We start from the raw sequence: 18,223 nt of genomic DNA on the forward strand, positions 1-18,223 counted from the left end.
GTGAAATCATTCCTGTCTTTGAAGACTTCGGGCAGTTTCAGTCCAGCGCTGTTCGGGGGGCTCAGGCCGCACGGGTGATGATGATGCTGGGCGATTTTGCTTTTTCGATCGACACCACGGCATACAACCAGCTGACCCGCGAGGCCAGCTGGCGATGGAGCGAACAGGAGCGGATCGGGAAGCAGGATTTATTGCAGTATACCGGCAAGCCCGGGCGAACCGTCCGGCTTGAAGGGGAATCGCATGCTTTCTTTCGTAAGGGGGTGGATGCTGTTAACGATCTCTTCGACCTGGCAGACCAGAATCAGCCTCAGCAGCTGGTCAGCGGTGAAGGAGATGTCCTGGGCTGGTGGGTGGTGATCGACTTCTCAGATACGACCAGCCGATTCCTGCCGGGCGGCGGCCACCGAAACAAAAACTGGACGATGACGCTGAAACATTATGCCGATGACATATCAAACCCGTGACGGTGATGTGCTGGATGCGATCTGCGCGACGCATTACGGCACAGAGAATCTCTCTTATATTGTGACGCAGGTTCTTGAAGCGAATCCTGGACTGGCTGACCGTGGGGCCGTTTATCCTTCAGGTCTGTTTATCACTTTACCGGATCTGGCTCCGCCGGTTCAGGCTTCTGCTTACAGCCTGTGGGATTAAAAATGGCAGATCAGATTGTTAAACCGGAATATGCACCCGCTTTCAGCGTCAGCGCTGAAGGAAAAGATATTACCCGTGCGCTGCAACAATGCCTGGCAGAGCTGACGCTGACTGATTACGGCGGTGCCACGGCAAAAGCAGATGAGCTGAAAATCACCCTGCTCTCGGAAACGCTCCCCCTTCCGCCAAAAGGCGCTCGTCTTCGCGTGGCGCTGGGTTTTAATGATCATCTGGTGGATAAGGGCTGGTTCGTGGTTTCCGGCGTGGCCAGCAGCGGTCCGCCACGTCGTATCGAAATTTATGCCACCGCTGCGCCAATGAACGCGCAAAAACAACCGGGTGATGTGATCAGCCAGAAAACACGCAGCTGGGATAACCTGCGACTGGCGGATTTGGTTAAAACGGTAGCGAAAGAAAACGGACTGGTACCAAAAGTGGCCGCAGAGCTGGCCGACATTCATATCGACCACGTTGACCAGGTGGCAGAATCGGACGCCAATCTGCTGACGCGCCTGGCCCGAACATGGAATGCTGTCAGTAAACCGTCGGGCGGATACTGGCTCTTTCTGCGTCAGGGAGCCACGGCAAATGCTTCCGGCGAACAGACCGCAGCTCTGATTATCACACCAGAAGAGGTGTCAAACTGGTCTTACAGCGAAGGAGAGCGGGGCAGTTCGACAGGGAAGGCCACCGCCAGCAGTGGTAAGTCTTCAGGCAAAATCGGCGTACGTTATTACGATGAGGCTGATGGGAAGACCAAAACCACCACGGTTGATCATGATGGTCCCTCAATGGCTAACCCGTATACCCAGCCTGTAAAAGCTACTGCCGATCAGCAGGCCAAAGCGAAAAAAACGCAGGCCCGCCGCAATGAACAAAAAATGACAGTAACGGGGCCCTGCCGACCCAGACACGTTCCTCTTACGGCAGAGTCTGGCGTATCCACGTCCGGCTTTGGCGAACGGGAAGATCGCGCCTGGGTGGTTGAGTCGCTGGTGTTTTCCCTGACACCTGCGGGTTTCAGTTTCACATACAACCTGGTGGTTGATATTCGCAAGCCTGCGAAATCCTCAAAAAAATCCGGCAGCAAGGATAAGACCGGCCCGGATTACTTCGGATAACTCTCAGCCATCCGACAAACAGATACGGAAAATACTATGAACGGTGTAAACAGCCGGACCGGGAAACACCTGTCTGGTAGCGATCATCTGCGCCAGTCCGTCAGCGATATTCTCTCCACGCCCGTCGGCAGCCGTGTACTGATCCGTGATTATGGCAGTGACCTGTTTTCGCTGGTTGATAACCCTCGTGATGACCTGACCAGGCTTCGCATTATCGCCGCGACCGCCTCGGCGCTGGCACGCTGGGAACCCCGGCTTAAGGTCACGCGCGTTGTCGTTTCTTTCCCGGCTGACGAAACGGGGTGTGTGGTGGATATCGAAGGGATTAACAAAGAGAACAATCTTCCTGTCAGCACCGGAGGCATACCGATTTATGGCAAGCAGCTATGACGTAATTAACCTGTCCGCCCTGGCGGTGCCGGATGCCATCGTGGTACCGGATGCCGCTGACATTTTTACCCGCTGGCTGGCGCGCCTGCGCGAACTGGATCCGGAATTTGATGCGCTGGTGGAATCTGACCCGGCGTATAAACAGGGTGAAATCAACGCCTACCAGCTAACCCTGGCGTTCCAGCGGGTTAACGACGCAGTACGCGCAGTTTTCCTTGCCAGTGCCAGAGGGGCCGATCTCGACCAGCTGGGCGCGGCCTTTAACGTTTCCCGTCTTGTGATTAATCCCGGCGATCCGGATGCGGTTCCCCCTGTCGACCCTGTTTATGAAGACGACGACGCTTTCCGGGAACGTATACAGCTTTCGTGGGCGCAGCTGAATACGGCCGGCGCGCGTAACGCTTATCGCTTTCATGCCAAATCTGCGGATAACGATGTGCTGGATGCGGACGCCTACGGGCCTGAAACCCATAACCGGCCCGGCGAGGTGGATGTGTACGTGCTCTCGCGCACAGGGAACGGTCAGGCAGGACTCATTCTTATTGAAACTGTCATGAACACACTGAGCGCGGATGAAGTCAGGCCGCTCACCGATTTTGTCAGCGTGAAGAGTGCCAGTATCGCCAGCTATGCCGTTAAGGCTGAACTCGAAATACCAGACGGTCCGGATGCACAGACGGTCCTGGAAAACGCGATCAGTACGCTGACGAGCTACACACAGCTTTCCCATCGTATTAACGCCATTGTACCGCTTTCCGCGATTTACTCGGCGCTTCAGCAGCCCGGTGTGGCCCGGGTCAGGTTGATCAGCCCGACGGCAGATCTGGAAGCGGCCGCAGGACAGGCTCCGTGGTGCAGCGCGATAAACGTCACCCGTAAAGGAGGTGTGAGTGGATAAATTTCGATCTCTGCTTCCACCTTCAGCCATTCACCCCGAACGGGCGCAGGAGCAGGCGGGCACAGAGCTGATCACGGCGCTGGATACAGACATGGTACGTAAGGTGAAAAACCCTGATACCTGTCCCGCACATTTGCTGCCATGGCTGGCCTGGGAATTTGCGGTGGATTCATGGGAAGAGGCCTGGACCGAGGAAGAAAAAAGGCAGGTGATCAGGGATGCCGCTTATGTCCATCAGCACCGGGGCACCGCCGGGGCGGTCAGGCGTTCGCTGAGCGCCGTCAGCCTCCCGACCACCGTGATTGAGTGGTGGGAGGATACACCGCGCAAGGATCCCTACACCTTCCGCGTGGAGGTTTACAGCTTACAGGCTGTTGACGAAGCGCTTTACCAGCGCATACGGCGCCAGGTCGATAAAGCCAAAAACCTCCGCAGCCTGTTGACCACTATCGATGTGATCGCCGATCTGGGTGCGAAGGGAACTTATTATGCCGGCGGTGCTGTTACCGCCTGGATTGACGTTGTTATTGAGGCCGGAGAATAACCATGGCTGAGAAGTATTACAGCATTCTGACAAACCGGGGCAAGGAGCTGGAGACGCAATCCTCTGCAACCGGGAAGCCCGTCATCATCAAAGATTTTGTTGTGGGGGACGGGAACGGGCAGGCCGTTAAACCGGATCCTGCGCAGACGAAGCTGGTGCGTGAGGTATATCGCAGCGCAATTTCTGCACTACAGGTCTCTCCGGATCAGGCGAACCAGTTTATTGCTCAGCTGGTACTTCCGGTTGCCGTTGGTGGATTCGTAGTCAGGGAAGTTGGCCTGCTGACAGATGCAGGCGAACTATATTCTGTTGCGAACTGTGCTGCCATTGAAAAGCCTGAAAACGGTGTCAGCGTCAGTTTGCAATTCCGACTTGCAGTATCAGAGACGGCGGCAGTTGAATTAAAAGTGGCTACTGGCGATGGTCTTTTCCTGCGGATCGATCGAAATCTTGGGGAGATCGCTGAGCATGGTCCAGGGGCACAAAAAAGCGCGCGAGAAGCGATAGACGTCGTTGATGCGACCATATCCCGTAAGGGGCTGGTGCAGCTCAGTAATGCTACCGACAGTACGTCGGAAGGGATGGCGGCTACACCAAAGGCAGTTAAGGCAGCATACGATCTTGCGGACGGTAAATACACGGCACAGGATGCTACCACAGCAAGAAAAGGTATCGTCCAGCTCAGTAGTGCAACCGACAGCACTTCGGAGGTGATGGCGGCCACGCCAAAAGCTGTTAAGGCAGTAAATGATGAATTGGCGAAAGTCAAAAATAGTCTAGGGACTGCGTCCGGGAAGGATGTTGTCACCTCTCAGACCGATACTACGGCGGGCAGAGTGTTGACTGTTGGATATGGGGGGGTAGGTGGTACAGCTCCACGGACAGCCGTAGCTGGGGCGAACAGTTATGACAATATTCCAGCCGGATTGCCGTCTGGCTTCTGGACGCATGCTGTTGATGGTGGTCCGTACGCTCACACAATTACACTGCTACAGGATGGAGGTGGAAACAGGGACGATAGACATCTGATTATTCCGTCCAGTAATACAGGTAAAATTGCGATTCGCTGGGATGCCGGGCAAACAAAGAGTTACCAATATCTTTATACCGACAAGAATAAACCTACAGCCGCGGACGTGGGGGCGGTACCCAGCGGGCGCAAGGTCAATGGCCATGCGCTGAATGCTGATATTAACGTAACCTCTCAGGATATTTTCAACGGTCAGGCGATCGGGCTTTCGACTGAGGATTTGGATACGCTCAAAACGCCGGGCATTTATTACCAGCCAGCGAACGCCAATACCTCAGCCGCAAGGCACTACCCCGAAAATAACGCCGGAACGTTGATTGTTTATAAAAATGCCGGAGTAACGCAGGTTTACAGGGTTTATAACAGTTCCAGAAGTTATACCCGGAGCCAGTATTCAACAGGCGCCTGGACTGCTTGGACGCCTGTTGATGCGTTTCCTGTTGGTGCCCCTATTCCGTGGCCGTCCGATGTGGCACCGTTCGGTTATGCCATTATGGCGGGGCAAACCTTCGATAAGGCGGCTTATCCACTTCTGGCAGCAGCATATCCATCAGGCGTAATCCCTGATATGCGCGGATGGACGATTAAAGGGAAGCCTGCGAGCGGTCGTGCAGTGCTGTCACAGGAACAGGACGGCATTAAGTCGCATAACCACGGGGCATCAGCTTCCTCAACTGATCTCGGGACGAAAAATACCAGCGCATTCGATCACGGGACGAAAACAACCAGCTCCTTTGACTACGGGACTAAAACATCAAACAGCACCGGTGCACATACGCACAGCGTTTCCGGTACTGCTGCAAGTTCTGGCGACCACAGTCACGCCCAGAGAGCATGGCGCGATGGTGGGGGCGGGAACGGCGTTTACATTGACCGTAACGTCTTTAATAAAGCCGGCTTTGTTGATACGTCTTCTTATACCGTTAATGCTGGGGCACACACACACAGCGTAACAGGCACGGCGGCCAGCGCTGGCGCGCATGCGCATACGGTAGCCGTAGGGGCCCACACGCATACGGTGGCCGTAGGTTCACACACACACTCGGTTGTTATGGGGTCGCATACCCACACCATTACCGTTGCCGCTGCTGGTAACGCAGAGAACACCGTCAAAAACATCGCTTATAACTACATTGTGAGGCTTGCATAATGGCTTTTAAATTTTCAAGTAAAGACCGCACTATCCGAATTTACAATCTCCGCGCAGATACACGAGAGTTTATTGGGGCGGGGGATGCTTATATACCGGCTAATACTGGTCTCCCGGCAGACTGCACCAATATTGCACCACCTGAAGTGCCAAAGGGAAAGGTTGCAGTATTCAACGGAACAACGTGGGAGCTGGTTGAGGACTATCGAAGTCAAAAACTATACAGCAAAGAAACAGGTGAGCGGGTCTATATTAGCGGGCTTGGTGCTTTGCCTTCTGACGTAACGACAATTGCTCCTGACGGAAATTACATGCGCTGGAATGGTGAGGGATGGGAGAAAGATACAGAAGCGGAGCGCGCAGCCGCAGTCGCCTTCGCCGAAAGTGAGAAGAAGCGGCTCACGCAAGAGGCTACGCTGATCATTGAAACGTTAAACGATGCAGTTGAGCTTTCTTTCGCGACTGAAGCAGAAGTTGACGATTTGATTGAATGGAAAAAGTATCGAGTGCTGTTAAACCGTGTTGATACCTCTGAAGCGCAAGATATTAAGTGGCCGTCCCCGCCAACTAGAAATTGATCCATGACGAGAGATTATTGGAATGAGTTGAATGTTAGAGTAGAATCGTCTGTTACTAGCTTACAAGGGCGATTTTATGTCATTCAAGATTAAAATGAAGGCGCTGGAAGTGATTGTTAACTTGTTTCGAAAACGAGTTAGGGTCTCTCCAGATAAAATTAATTTTTCACAAGTTAAAACTGTCGTTGTTTTAAACAATAAAAGGCTTGGTGACTTTTTATTTTGCACGCCTGCAATTAAAGCACTTAAGGATGCAAATCCTCAGGTAAGGGTAATTGCTGTTACGAGTCATAGTAATAAAAATTTGATTATGGATTGCCCATATATCGACGAGGTTCGATATATGGGTGAAAGTATGAAGGAAGCAATTGAAATTGGTAAGGAGCTTCGTAAGGAAAAACCTGAATTAGGTATTATTTTCCATTCGAAATGCCCTTATGATATTGTGGCGATGACTTTATCAGGTGTCTCATGTCTCATGAAACATTACTTTGGGAATGAACGTAAGGTTCTAATTAAGGCATGTGATGCGGCAGTTATGGGAGGGGTCTACCCACCAGTGCAAAATGATTTGTCCCTCGTAAAAATACTTGGAATTAACACCGAGGGAAAGAAAATGTTCTATCCTTCAGATGTGGGAGATAAAACTAATACCTGTATGAGTGTTGGTATACAACTTGGTGCATCTGCTTCTGACAGATATTTTCCTGCACACCTTGCCGCACAGGTTGTAGAAGATATATCAAATCATTTTCCTCAGTGTGTCTTTCATTTGATCGGTTCAGAAAATGAAATCGGATTGTCTAACGATTTTTACGACGTATTGAAGCCTGAGTTTGCTGGGAGGGTTGTTTGCCATATCGGCAAGACGACATTGCATGAATTGGCAATTTTGATTAATAATTTTACTGTTCTTATCACTCCAGATACTGGATGTTTGCATATTGCTACCGCTTTGCAAACAAAAACAGTTAGTCTCTTTACTGAGAAACAACAAAAAGCCAGCATACCTCAACAGGATACTGAATTGCATCAAGTGCTCTACGCCTCTGATTATGTTCTTGAAAGGAATGCCAATAATAAAAGCAAACTAACACCTATACCTACAAGTGAAATAGTTGCTGCGACTATTAGAGCCTTGAATTAATAAATAAGGCTGGTTCATTTGCCAGCCTATAAAAATAATCTATCGTTGATTAATAACCTTGTCAGCAGCGACGCGTGAAAGGAAGCCCGAACGGCTTCCATATTCAGGATGCGCCGCCACAAACTGATCAATACGTCGGATCAGTAATGAGGGTAGCGTCACATTGATTTTTTCCGCTTTTCCCATCAGGCGTGTTATATCCACGTCAACCAGGGCCCATACCGCACCGGCGTACTCCGGATCAGATAGCCAGTTTTCGACGGTCGTTGCTTCGGGAACGCTCTCGCCATCTTCAACCAGTAATTCGATGTGTGCCTCGATCGCTTCACGTACGCTTTCGATTGCGTCCTGATAATCATCACCGCCAGAGAAGCAGCCAGGAATATCAGGTACGCGAACGCCGAAGGATGAATCGCCTTTATCAATAGCAACAGGGTACAACATGTAAACCTCCAGTAGGGGGGCTTAGAGCCCCGCCTGTTTTTTGATACTTTTCAGTGTTGGTAACGGTATGTCTTTCTGTGGATGCTTTACCGTTACCAGCCCCTTTTTCGTTGGGTGTTTGAACTGGTGATGACTGCCTTTAACTCTCACCAGATACCACCCATCGGCTTCTATCATTGCTATTGCATTCCTGCTATCCATCCTCCGGCTCTCTGTGTTGTCTTGATGGGGTTATAATAACCCTGTGTTTGGGTGGCGTCAATGTTTTTTGGGGTTATAGGGGTTATTGAGTATGAGTTAGGCAGGAGTGCATTGCTGGCAGCATTTCACCCAAAGAACATTGTAGAAATACAAGCAGAAATGAATTTTATCAATAACTTATCCACGGATAATAATTGATAGGTAATAAAGGTATTGAACATTTTCACCTTCAAAATACACTGTATATAAACACAGTATTATGTGAGGTGATGATGCCACGCACAGCAGACATACATGCCGCCTTTATCGCGGCAATAGAGCTTAACCCAAAGGGTTACCGCTATCTGAGAACAGACAGCTTCATTCAGAAGTTAAGGGGCTTAAACTGGCATTTTACCAGGGCCGATGCAAATTCGTGGATTGAGCGTAACCAGCCTGGCTTCGCTGACAAGTCGACAGACGGCAGCGACAACCGTTATTGGATTCTGCGCAACATGGGGAGAGTTCTATAATGGGCTTTCCTTCACCAGCAACAGACTACGTAGAGCGCCGACTAACTCCAGCAATTCTGTGCAATATGGGTGCTGATAGCAGGGTGCTTGAAACGGATGTGGGGTTTGCGGTCATAGAGCCAGCAACAAAAAAAACGCCTGGAGAGGTGTTGCTAATTCTGTGTGACGGCCACACACAATTTGCAAAACTTATGGGCAACGCGCTCATTACGGATGATGGTGAAGCGATTGAGGGAACAGCGCTTGAAGAAGTGGAAGTGCTGGGTAGGGTGACATTCTTCATCAATCGTGCATTACATGATGATTGCCCTGCAATATAGATAAATTTCCCCATGCTTCACTGACGAATAACCAGCCATAAGCGGCTGGTTTTTTTATGTGGTTTTAGTCGTCACGATAGGATTTTTCCTCCATCGCATGATGGCCATCCTTAAAGCTCAAAGGAAGTTTTGCATTATCACTTCTTCAAAATCGCATTCCCCAAAATAAAAGCTAAGCGAATGAAAAATATAGTGAAAATTAAGAATGAAAATGTAATAAAATCAGCCAGAAAAACATGGTTAACTGGCTGATTAATAACATTTAATTGGAGGTTGTAGAACTCTGCTTCTGGAACAGTTCCCGGAAGACCGGGTAGATGTCATCCTGGTCACGAATGTGCTGCATCGCAAAGTTATCGAACATCGCTTGCAGATGCTCATACTCACGCCACAGCGTCTGGTGGGCGCGACGGGTAATTTCAATGTAGCTGTAGTAACGCACCACCGGCAGGATCTTCTTCGCCAGAATTTCATGACACAGCGGCGAGTCATCCGCCCAGTTATCGCCATCCGATGCCTGCGCGGCGTAGATATTCCACTGCGCCGGATCGTAGCGCTCCTTCACCACCTCGTCCATCAGCTTCAGGGCGCTCGACACGATGGTGCCGCCGGTCTCCTGCGAGTAGAAGAACTCATGTTCATCCACCTCTTTCGCCTGAGTGTGATGGCGGATGTAGACCACCTCCACGTTCTTATACGTTCTGCTCAGGAACAGATAGAGCAGAATATAAAAACGCTTAGCCATATCCTTGGTGGCCTGATCCATTGAACCTGATACGTCCATCAGGCAGAACATCACCGCCTGACTGGAAGGCTCCGGCCGTTTTTCGTAGTTCTTGTAGCGCAGGTCGAACGTGTCGATAAACGGCACCCGGTCGATCTTCGCCCGCAGTTCGGCGATCTCTTTTCGCAGGCGCTCCTCTTCCAGCAGTTGCGCGGGTTCCGTGTTTTCCACCACTTTCAGGCTGGTTTCCAGCTCGCGCAGTTCGCGCCGTTTGCCCGCCGTCATCGCCGTGCGTCGCGCCAGCGAGTTTTGCAGTGAACGCACCACGCTGATGTTGGCGGGCACCCCGTTTGCGGTATAACCCGCGCGATGGGTTTTGTATTCGTTGAGCTGACGGTGCTGATTCTTTCTCAGATTCGGCAGGGCCAGATCCTCAAACAGCAGGTCGAGATATTCGTCTTTTGAAATCTGAAAGACGAACTCGTCCTGGCCTTCACCGTCCTGGCTGGCCTGCCCCTGACCGCTGCCAGAACCGCCGCCTCCGCCTTGGGGCCGCTCGATTCTGTCATTCTGGACGAAGTGGTCATTACCTGGGTGCACACGATGGCGAAGGCCGCCACGCCCCTGATGAAACATCGGTTCGCTGATGTCATCGTTAGGGATAGAGACGGATTCGCCGCTGTCGACGTCGGTCACCGAGCGTTTGTTGATGGCCTCGGAGATCGACTGTTTAATTTGCGCTTTATAACGGCGCAAGAAGCGCTGGCGATTCACCGTGCTCTTGTTTTTGCCGTTAAGACGCCGGTCAATAAACCAGGTCATATATCCCCCGTACTGCATTTGCCAACTTGCAGCGTCCGTAAGTACCGGACATTTTGTTGGCCCGGTAAGCGCGTTACCGGGCACTTGTTTTAAGACGATTTACGCACGCGCAGATACCATTCACAGAGCAGGCGGACCTGTTTGCGGGTATAGCCTTTTTCCATCATACGGTCGACAAAATCGTCGTGCTTTTTCTGCTCGTCGGTTGAGGTTTTGGCGTTGAACGAGATGACCGGCAACAGCTCTTCCGTGTTAGAGAACATTTTCTTCTCTATAACCGTGCGCAGTTTTTCGTAGCTGGTCCAGTTCGGATTGCGGCCGTTGTTATGCGCTCTGGCGCGCAGCACGAAGTTCACAATCTCGTTTCGGAAGTCTTTCGGATTGCTGATCCCGGCTGGTTTCTCGATTTTTTCAAGTTCCGCGTTCAGGGATTCACGGTCAAACAGCTGGCCGGTATCCGGGTCGCGATACTCCTGATCCTGGATCCAGAAGTCAGCGTAGGTGACGTACCGGTCGAAGATGTTCTGGCCGTATTCGGAATAGGATTCCAGGTAGGCGGTCTGGATCTCTTTGCCGATAAACTCGGCGTATTTCGGGATCAGGTAGCCTTTCAGGAACTCCAGGTAGCGTTCAGCCTGCTCCTGTGGGAACTGTTCACGTTCAATTTGCTGTTCCAGCACGTAGAACAGATGTACCGGGTTGGCGGCCACCTCCGCGTGGTCGAAGTTAAAGACGCGGGAGAGGATCTTAAACGCGAAACGCGTCGACAAACCGTTCATCCCTTCGTCGACCCCGGCGTAATCGCGGTATTCCTGGTACGATTTCGCTTTCGGGTCGGTATCCTTCAGGCTTTCACCGTCATACACGCGCATTTTTGAGTAGATGCTGGAATTTTCCGGCTCTTTCAGGCGCGACAGGATCGAGAAGCGCGACAGTGTTTCCAGCGTTCCCGGTGCGCAAGGGGCATGAACCAGCTCACTGTGGTTGAGCAGTTTTTCGTAAATCTTGATCTCCTCGGAGATCCGCAGGCAATAAGGCACTTTGACGATGTACACACGGTCAAGGAACGCCTCATTGTTTTTGTTGTTACGGAAGGTCACCCATTCAGATTCGTTAGAGTGGGCAAGGATAATCCCGTTAAACGGCAGGGCGGAAATACCTTCTGTCCCGTTGTAGTTCCCTTCCTGGGTGGCGGTCAGTAGCGGATGCAGCACTTTGATCGGTGCTTTAAACATCTCGACAAATTCCATAATCCCCTGGTTGGCGCGGCACAGCGCACCGGAATAACCGTAGGCATCCGGGTCGTTTTGCGCGTGATGCTCCAGCTTACGGATATCGACTTTACCCACCAGCGCCGAGATATCCTGGTTGTTCTCGTCACCGGGTTCAGTTTTAGCGATGGCGATCTGCTCGAGGATAGACGGCCACACTTTCACGACGCGGAACTTGGTGATGTCCCCGCCGAACTCGTGCAGACGTTTTGCCGCCCACGGCGACATGATCGTACCGAGATAGCGATGCGGAATGCCAAACTCTTTTTCCAGAATTTGCGCATCCTCTTGCGGATTAAACAGGCACAGCGGATGGTCATTGACCGGGCTGCGTTCGCCGTTGGCGCTCAGCACATAGATCGGCACGCGCTGCATCAGCGCTTTCAGCCGTTCAGCCAGGGAGGATTTACCCCCACCGACAGGACCCAGCAGGTAAAGGATCTGTTTCTTCTCTTCCAGCCCCTGAGCGGCATGCTTTAGGTAGGAGACGATCTGCTCAATGGCGTCTTCCATGCCATAGAACTCTTCAAACGCCGGGTATCGGGCGACCACCCGATTCGAAAAGAGACGGGAAAGCCGTGGCTCCAGGGCAGTATCAACCATGTTTGGCTCACCAATAGCCATCAATAGCCGTTCTGCCGCATTGGCATAGGCACTGCGATCTTGCCGACAAATGGTAAGAAACTCCTGCAGTGTGAACTCTTCGTCCTTGGCAGCTTCGTAGCGCTGGCGATAGTGATCGAATATATTCATGGCATGCCGTCCTTTCGTTTTTTAGCACAGGATAAGAGCCGTTCGTATGAGTAGTGGAGGCTCCCGGAAGAGAATTTTTCGCACCTCACTGCCAGAGCAGCAACCTGTGTGCCAGGTCGAAGGCTATGAACCGCAGGGTGTTCAGCAAAACCTCTTCTTAAATTAAAGCGTAGATGGCAATTGCAAAACTTGCATACGGATAAAATCTACTTTCAATGACATATCAATAACTCATCCAAAAATTTCCACTGCGGTTATAAGCGAAAAGTGGGTTTTTCATTTATCGGTCACATAAATGAAAGCGGGATGTCATCTGAAAAATGAAAAATAACGGGTTAATCAAACGGATTAGCGCGCAAAAAATTTTGGGATGTACGGGAATGGCGGTTACACTTCACCCGCTGATTATTTGACTACAGGAAAGAATGGATTGTGACCAAACTCAAACTTCTGGCATTGGGCATCCTTGCCGCTACCGCAGCGAGCACCGTACAGGCTGAGAGCCAGTGGACTGTTGGCGCGGGTGCTGGCGTGATTAACAGCCCGTACAAGCAGTATGACCGCGACGTTTATCCTGTCCCCGTTGTCACCTATGAAGGCGATAACTTCTGGTTCCGTGGGTTGGGCGGTGGCTACTATCTGTGGAACGATACGGCCGATAAGCTCTCCATCATGGCCTATTACGACCCAACGCACTTTAAACCAGGCGACAGCGACAGCAATGCGCTTCGTCAGCTGGACAAACGCAGAAGCTCACTGATGGCGGGGCTTTCTTACGTCCATAATACCGAATATGGCTTCCTGCGCACTGCGCTGGCGGGCGATACCCTGGACAACAGCAACGGCTTCATCTGGGATCTGGCGTGGCTTTATCGCTATACCAACGGCGCAGTGACGCTGACGCCGGGTATCGGTGTGCAGTACAGCAGCGAGAATTACAACGACTACTACTATGGCGTGTCTAAAGCGGAGTCTCGCCGCAGTGGTCTGAAGAGCTACAGCGCGGATGATGGCTGGGACCCGTACCTGGAACTCACCGCCTCGTATAACTTCCTCGGTGACTGGAATGTGTACGGTACTGGCCGTTACATTCGTCTGAGCGATGAAGTGAAAGACAGCCCGATGGTCGACAAGTCCTGGTCTGGCATCTTCTCCGTGGGTGTGACCTACAAGTTCTGACCAGAACGTGATGCATTAAAACGGGGCGCTAGCGCCCCGTTTGTTTTTTATGATGCCTGAACAATATTAGCGCTTCACAATCTTGATCGTCTGGCCTAAGCGGGACGGTTTTTCTTCGCTGGTTTTCTGCGGCGCGGTCACGCACGCGGTTTCCACACACACGAAGGTCTTGTAACCGTCATCCGGGATATCCGCCATGCTGACGGAAAGGGCAGGGCCCGGGTTCCAGCCCACCACGTTGCTGTGGTGGTGATGAACCACATCAATACCGCGGTTCAGCGCGCTGTCGTGGATGACGCTACAGGCTTCCGGGTGCAGATACACGCGGTCGGTACGATCCGGGAAAGTCTGCACGCCGTCGTCCAGCTTGCCTTCTTTCGCGTTATCCACTTTGTCGATAAAGGTATCGCCAAGTCCGCTCACCTTAACGGCCTGAATGTCGCCTACGTTGAAATAGGTGTGCAGGGCGGACGTTGTTTCGAATTCGCCGTGCGCTTCCAGTTCAATTTCGCAGGTTTTACCCAGCTTGAAGCGGGCATACAGGGTGAACTCGTGTGGCCACAGGGCACGCGTTTCATCATTCGCCTGGAGTTCAAAGGTCAACACCGCACCGTTTTCATCTTCGTTGTGGGCTTTCAGCGTCCACTGCTGGTTACGGGCGAAACCGTGTGAGGGTAAACCCTGCTGCGCTGACGGGCCAAACCATGGCCAGCAGATCGGTACGCCGCCGCGGATCGCCGCCCCTTTTTTGAACGAGGTGGCCTCGCTCAGCCACAGGCCTTCTTCTTCACCTTCTGGTTTCCAGGAGAGCAGGTGGGCGCCATTGAGCGCTACGGAGGCTTTAACGCGCGGATGATCAACAACGATGATATCAGCACCGTCGATCTGACGGCGGGAGAGCACAGGGGTAAGTTGTTCGACTACCGGAAGTGCAAAAATTTTATTAATCATTAAGCAATCCTCTGTCTAAAAGCAATAAAAAAGGCGACCGAAGTCGCCTTTTAGGATCAAGCACTCATCTCAACTTATTTGGAGATGTGAGCGATCAGGTCCAGTACTTTGTTAGAGTAGCCAGTTTCGTTGTCGTACCAGGAAACCAGTTTCACGAAGTTGTCGTTCAGTGCGATACCTGCTTTAGCATCGAACACGGAAGTGCACACTTCGCCGTTGAAATCGGTAGATACAACGTCGTCTTCGGTGTAACCCAGAACGCCTTTCATTGGGCCTTCGGAAGCAGCTTTGATTGCTTTCTTAATTTCTTCATAAGAAGCAGCTTTTTCCAGACGAACGGTCAGGTCAACAACGGATACGTTAGGAGTTGGAACGCGGAACGCCATACCAGTCAGTTTGCCATTCAGTTCTGGCAGTACTTTACCTACTGCTTTAGCAGCACCGGTAGAAGATGGGATGATGTTCTGAGCCGCGCCACGGCCGCCGCGCCAGTCTTTGTGAGACGGGCCATCAACGGTTTTCTGAGTAGCGGTGGTTGCGTGAACGGTAGTCATCAGACCTTCGATGATGCCGAAGTTGTCGTTGATAACTTTAGCCAGCGGTGCCAGGCAGTTGGTGGTGCAGGATGCGTTGGAAACGATGTCCTGGCCAGCGTAAGTTTCGAAGTTTGCACCGCGAACGAACATTGGGGTGTTGTCTTTGGAAGGACCAGTCAGAACAACTTTCTTCGCACCCGCAGTGATGTGTTTACGTGCAGTTTCGTCGGTCAGGAAGATACCGGTAGCTTCAGCTACAACGTCAACACCGATTTCGTTCCATTTCAGGTTAGCTGGGTCTTTCTCAGCAGTAACGCGGATGGTTTTGCCATTAACAACCAGGTGGCCGTCTTTCACTTCAACGGTGCCGTCGAAACGACCGTGAGTTGAGTCGTACTTCAGCATGTACGCCATGTATTCAGCGTCCAGGAGATCGTTGATACCAACGATTTCGATGTCAGAACGTTTCTGAGCAGCACGGAAAACAATACGGCCGATACGGCCAAAACCGTTGATACCTACTTTGATAGTCATATATTCCACCAGCTATTTGTTAGTGAATAAAAGGTTGCCTGTAAAATTACAAAAACCTTACGCAGCGTCAAGCGGAATCGTGTCAATCATTGCGACAAATCAATCCTGTGACTAACGTTTGTGCGACTGACTCGCCTCACTTTCCCTTTGAGCTAGCAACCACATGGGGGCTGCGCCCGGAATTTTAAAGGCCTCGCAGGATTAAAATGTGAAATTGATCACAATTGCCTGACCGCCTTTTCGCGACACATAAGTTTAGAACAAAAGTGCACGCGCGGGTGTTAATGTTTTGTTAGAATCTGGGTTAAAAGATGTCTGTTTCAACAGCGAGATGTAAGCATATGTCGAACCAACGTAACCCCGACGATTTGAAAAAAAACCTTACAGAGATGCAGTTTTACGTGACGCAAAATCACGGCACAGAACCGCCGTTTTCCGGGCGTTTGCTGCACAATAAACGGGAAGGCGTCTACCACTGCCTGGTGTGTGATGCACCGTTGTTTAACTCCCAGACGAAGTACGATTCTGGCTGCGGCTGGCCGAGCTTTTACGAGCCTGTCAGCGATGATGCGATCCGCTACCTGACGGACACCTCGCACGGCATGGTGCGCACCGAAATTCGCTGCGGGAACTGTGACGCCCATCTCGGGCATGTCTTCCCGGATGGCCCGCAGCCGACGGGGGAGCGTTTCTGTGTAAATTCGGCTTCCATGAGCTTTACCGATGATGAAAACGGCGACCATACCAAGGGTTGAAAAAACGATTCAGCAAATTATTCCTTTGAAAGGGAGAGATCATGAATATTGATGACATGATTGCAAGTATGACCCCGGAGGTTTATCAGCGTCTGGTAACGGCCGTTGAGCTGGGAAAATGGCCGGACGGTGTGGCGCTCACACCTGAGCAAAAAGAGAACAGTTTGCAGCTGGTGATGCTGTGGCAGGCGCGTCACAATACCGACGCCCAGCACATGACTATCGACACTAACGGTCAGATGGTGATGAAAAGCAAGCGCGAGCTGAAAGAAGAGTTCGGCATCGCGCCGAAGCCGATTGCGACCTTCAAATAAAGATCCCATGTAGGCCGGGTAAGCGCTAGCGCCACCCGGCACACTACATCTTAGTGCGGGATCCCAAGCGACTCCGCCAGCTGTTTCGCGAGCTGGTTTTCGTCGTCAGCCCCATACTCCCAGAACATGGCGCCAGCCAGACCTTTCTCCTTAATGTAATCCGCTTTGATCGCCACGGAGCGCGGGTTCTCATAGGAAATCGCAAACAGCGCCTTCCCGTCGGCGGATTTCACCGACAGCCACGGCACCTTCGCCTGTTCGTCCCAGTGCTCGGTAAAGCGTTTCTGCGGATCGTTCAGCAGCTTGCGGACGATATCGTTGTATTTCACATAGGTATCTTTGGTCAGATCATAGCCAAGCGATTTGAACAGGCCCAGTTCCTGCGGCCCGAAGTAGGGCTGCGTCACCGGATTGTTCTGCGCGTCCGGTTTGCTCCAGTCTATACCCGGTTCAACGGCGCGCTTCGGCACGTGCCCATAGAAACCAATTCCGAGGTTCATCTGCTGCGGCTTCAGCCCGGCGGCCATATAGTTATTCACCACAAAATCGACGCTGTATTTGTCTGCGGCAGCCACCGTTGGCCAGGCGCTGGAGTCATACAGATTCGCGTTAAAATACTGAGTACCGTACGCCATGTCGTAGGTCATCAGGTTGATGTAATCGAGCAGGGGGGCAATGGCTTTCACATCCACCCAGCTTTTCGGACTTTCCGCATTCGCGCCCACCGCAATCGTGACCAGCTTTTTCTTACCAAACGCGTCACGCATCTCTTTTAACAGCGCGGTGAAATTATCCCGGTCGTCAGGGGTGCTCTCGACCAGTCCCCACGCGCCGTTGACCGGATATTCCCAGTCCAGGTCGATCCCGTCCAGGCCGTATTTACTGACGATCTCCTGCGCGGAGCGAATAAATACCGCGCGACTCTCTTTGGTTGCCGCTGCGCCAGAAAAACCACGCGCCCCCCAGCCGCCAACGGAAAGCAGGACTTTCAGGTTCGGGTTTTGTTTACGAAGCTGAGGAAGTAACGCCAGATCGGATGCCACCTTAGGTGATAACCAGATTTGATGCAGTTTTGCCGGATCTTTCAGCGCGGCGTTGGTTTCGTCTTTCTCGTTGTTATAAACCAGACCAAACGAGTAGTTGAGGTGGGTGATCTGGCGGACGTCGAGTTTATTAATATCGCCACCCGGTCCGGCGGTAACATCGCCACCGCCATTGAAGTAACCCACGGACATCAGGGGCGCGGCGGAAGCCAGTGACGCGCAAAGCAAGGGTAATGCTGCCAGCAAGGGCAAACGTTTCATATAATTTCCTCTTTGACTGAATAAAAATAACCACGCCACAGAAAAGGCGTGGCGAAAAAACAGCCTGAAGAGAATAGCATCGCCGTTT

The 18,223-nt window shown here is 51.8% G+C and carries 21 protein-coding genes; 14 read left to right on the top strand and 7 right to left on the bottom strand.

The genetic code is table 11. From position 1 onward, the window contains the following. The first annotated feature begins 5 nt into the window (after positions 1-5). The 9 genes from SK50_RS11530 to SK50_RS11570 all read left to right on the top strand — a co-directional run bounded on the left by SK50_RS11530 (position 6) and on the right by SK50_RS11570 (position 7,515). Positions 6-467 (top strand): phage tail protein, encoded by a 462-nt coding sequence (locus tag SK50_RS11530; protein ID WP_369799557.1) that lies wholly within the window; start codon positions 6-8, stop codon positions 465-467. Next, positions 448-657 carry a tail protein X gene (locus SK50_RS11535; protein ID WP_045340847.1) on the top strand — a complete coding sequence of 70 codons (210 nt, stop codon included), beginning with the start codon at positions 448-450 and terminating at the stop codon, positions 655-657. The genes SK50_RS11530 and SK50_RS11535 overlap by 20 nt, the downstream gene beginning before the upstream one ends. Positions 658-659: 2 nt before the next feature. After that, positions 660-1,778 (top strand): contractile injection system protein, VgrG/Pvc8 family, encoded by a 1,119-nt coding sequence (locus SK50_RS11540; protein WP_045340848.1) that lies wholly within the window; start codon positions 660-662, stop codon positions 1,776-1,778. A 36-nt stretch (positions 1,779-1,814) separates the two neighbouring features. After that, positions 1,815-2,168, top strand: a complete 354-nt coding sequence (locus tag SK50_RS11545) for a GPW/gp25 family protein (protein ID WP_032658125.1) — start codon at positions 1,815-1,817, stop codon at positions 2,166-2,168. Next, positions 2,152-3,066, top strand: a complete 915-nt coding sequence (locus SK50_RS11550; protein ID WP_047720167.1) for a baseplate assembly protein — start codon at positions 2,152-2,154, stop codon at positions 3,064-3,066. The genes SK50_RS11545 and SK50_RS11550 overlap by 17 nt, the downstream gene beginning before the upstream one ends. Beyond that, positions 3,059-3,610, top strand: coding sequence for a phage tail protein I (locus tag SK50_RS11555; RefSeq protein ID WP_047720164.1), 552 nt, complete (start codon positions 3,059-3,061; stop codon positions 3,608-3,610). Before SK50_RS11550 ends, SK50_RS11555 begins: the two co-directional genes overlap by 8 nt. A gap of 2 nt (positions 3,611-3,612) precedes the next feature. Further along, the gene (locus tag SK50_RS11560; RefSeq protein ID WP_048229456.1) at positions 3,613-5,790 is read left to right on the top strand and encodes a phage tail-collar fiber domain-containing protein; all 2,178 of its coding nucleotides are present in this window, start codon (positions 3,613-3,615) and stop codon (positions 5,788-5,790) included. Beyond that, a complete protein-coding gene (locus SK50_RS11565) occupies positions 5,790-6,368 on the top strand; it encodes a tail fiber assembly protein (protein ID WP_048229458.1) in 579 nt (192 codons plus the stop codon). The genes SK50_RS11560 and SK50_RS11565 overlap by 1 nt, the downstream gene beginning before the upstream one ends. Positions 6,369-6,444: 76 nt before the next feature. Then, entirely contained in the window at positions 6,445-7,515 is a 1,071-nt protein-coding gene (locus SK50_RS11570) for a glycosyltransferase family 9 protein (RefSeq protein ID WP_048229459.1), read from the top strand. A 39-nt stretch (positions 7,516-7,554) separates the two neighbouring features. On the opposite strand, the gene SK50_RS11575 is transcribed toward SK50_RS11570, so the two are convergent. Together SK50_RS11575 and SK50_RS11580 are read right to left on the bottom strand one after the other, a co-directional pair. After that, positions 7,555-7,959 carry a type II toxin-antitoxin system HicB family antitoxin gene (locus SK50_RS11575; RefSeq protein WP_044703865.1) on the bottom strand — a complete coding sequence of 135 codons (405 nt, stop codon included), beginning with the start codon at positions 7,957-7,959 and terminating at the stop codon, positions 7,555-7,557. A 21-nt stretch (positions 7,960-7,980) separates the two neighbouring features. Continuing rightward, the gene (locus SK50_RS11580; RefSeq protein ID WP_012906750.1) at positions 7,981-8,160 is read right to left on the bottom strand and encodes a type II toxin-antitoxin system HicA family toxin; all 180 of its coding nucleotides are present in this window, start codon (positions 8,158-8,160) and stop codon (positions 7,981-7,983) included. Positions 8,161-8,432: 272 nt separating this feature from the next. Between SK50_RS11580 and SK50_RS24155 the strand changes: the two genes are divergently transcribed. Continuing rightward, positions 8,433-8,672, top strand: coding sequence for a hypothetical protein (locus SK50_RS24155; protein WP_048229971.1), 240 nt, complete (start codon positions 8,433-8,435; stop codon positions 8,670-8,672). Next, complete coding sequence (locus SK50_RS11590; RefSeq protein ID WP_048229461.1) at positions 8,672-8,992, top strand: hypothetical protein; 321 nt, start codon at positions 8,672-8,674, stop codon at positions 8,990-8,992. The genes SK50_RS24155 and SK50_RS11590 overlap by 1 nt, the downstream gene beginning before the upstream one ends. Before the next feature lie 262 nt (positions 8,993-9,254). On the opposite strand, the gene SK50_RS11595 is transcribed toward SK50_RS11590, so the two are convergent. Beyond that, positions 9,255-10,538, bottom strand: a complete 1,284-nt coding sequence (locus SK50_RS11595; RefSeq protein WP_023299884.1) for a YeaH/YhbH family protein — start codon at positions 10,536-10,538, stop codon at positions 9,255-9,257. An 89-nt stretch (positions 10,539-10,627) separates the two neighbouring features. Then, the gene (gene yeaG, locus SK50_RS11600) at positions 10,628-12,562 is read right to left on the bottom strand and encodes a protein kinase YeaG (protein WP_006809140.1); all 1,935 of its coding nucleotides are present in this window, start codon (positions 12,560-12,562) and stop codon (positions 10,628-10,630) included. A 432-nt stretch (positions 12,563-12,994) separates the two neighbouring features. Between yeaG and SK50_RS11605 the strand changes: the two genes are divergently transcribed. Then, positions 12,995-13,741 carry a MipA/OmpV family protein gene (locus SK50_RS11605; protein WP_017384691.1) on the top strand — a complete coding sequence of 249 codons (747 nt, stop codon included), beginning with the start codon at positions 12,995-12,997 and terminating at the stop codon, positions 13,739-13,741. Between the two features lie 66 nt (positions 13,742-13,807). Here the strand turns inward: SK50_RS11605 and SK50_RS11610 are convergent, their stop codons facing one another. Both SK50_RS11610 and gapA read right to left on the bottom strand, forming a co-directional pair. Further along, on the bottom strand, positions 13,808-14,692 hold the full coding sequence (locus SK50_RS11610; protein WP_032104146.1) for a D-hexose-6-phosphate mutarotase: 885 nt from the start codon (positions 14,690-14,692) through the stop codon (positions 13,808-13,810). A gap of 74 nt (positions 14,693-14,766) precedes the next feature. Then, entirely contained in the window at positions 14,767-15,762 is a 996-nt protein-coding gene (gapA, locus tag SK50_RS11615) for a glyceraldehyde-3-phosphate dehydrogenase (protein WP_006809136.1), read from the bottom strand. Positions 15,763-16,103: 341 nt separating this feature from the next. On the opposite strand from gapA, the gene msrB reads away from it, so the two are divergent. Both msrB and SK50_RS11625 read left to right on the top strand, forming a co-directional pair. Next, positions 16,104-16,517: a peptide-methionine (R)-S-oxide reductase MsrB gene (msrB, locus tag SK50_RS11620; RefSeq protein WP_017384689.1), complete on the top strand. Its 414-nt coding sequence runs from the start codon at positions 16,104-16,106 to the stop codon at positions 16,515-16,517. A gap of 41 nt (positions 16,518-16,558) precedes the next feature. Continuing rightward, positions 16,559-16,831 carry a YeaC family protein gene (locus SK50_RS11625; protein ID WP_045344204.1) on the top strand — a complete coding sequence of 91 codons (273 nt, stop codon included), beginning with the start codon at positions 16,559-16,561 and terminating at the stop codon, positions 16,829-16,831. A gap of 50 nt (positions 16,832-16,881) precedes the next feature. Here SK50_RS11625 and SK50_RS11630 read toward each other — a convergent pair whose 3' ends face one another. Continuing rightward, positions 16,882-18,135, bottom strand: coding sequence for a chitinase ChiD (locus SK50_RS11630; protein WP_048229462.1), 1,254 nt, complete (start codon positions 18,133-18,135; stop codon positions 16,882-16,884). Positions 18,136-18,223 lie beyond the last annotated feature (88 nt).

This window comes from Enterobacter sp. BWH64 (assembly GCF_001037645.1).
GTDB lineage: Bacteria > Pseudomonadota > Gammaproteobacteria > Enterobacterales > Enterobacteriaceae > Enterobacter > Enterobacter hormaechei_C.